This window comes from Vibrio sp. 1288, from assembly GCF_033344475.1.
This window is the reverse complement of record NZ_JAWPOX010001017.1, coordinates 1-540: the sequence shown is the minus strand read 5'-3', so window position 1 is coordinate 540 and position 540 is coordinate 1. Positions and strand designations below refer to the sequence as shown.

The 540-nt window shown below is 36.5% G+C and carries 1 pseudogene; it reads right to left on the bottom strand.

Annotated elements, in window-relative coordinates:
* Positions 1-242: 242 nt before the first annotated feature.
* Positions 243-540 (bottom strand): annotated as a pseudogene (locus tag R8O11_RS30660) (LysR family transcriptional regulator); the annotation flags it as partial.

The window sequence follows — 540 nt, the reverse complement described above, 5'->3', positions numbered from 1 at the left end:
TGAAAAAGACGAGCAACAGAATGTAGCAATAGTTGAATTCAATAGCAGTGTGCTCAGCAGGCAATCGACAGATTTTTTGACTCATGAAGAGTTAAAAATGTTGGAAGCCGTGATAGGTATCGCTTTTTAGCTTTTCTCATCAATCGGTTGTATTAAAGCAATGAAAGTGAAAAGAAAGCCGTTGATGAACAACGGCTTTTTTGTCAATAAAATCTGTTGAAAAGTAGGGAGGAATCAATTGATTAAATGATACGTTGTTGATCTTCTAATACTCTAGATTTTATCAATGCTCGCATCGCTCCATGCCTTTTACAGTTCACTTTTCGTTGGTGGTATGCGATTTGATATTGAATAAAGCAAGCGCTAGAAGGGGAAGTAAAATGCTTAATATTAAAGGTTTTTCCCCATTTTTTTGCCAAAGATAGCGGAATGACTCCGATGCAGTCGTTTTGAGCTACGTGGGTGAGAATACCCAAATAGTTAGATGCGATAGAATCGATATTATTTGATTTGACGATTAAGCCCAAATGTTTTTCAAAC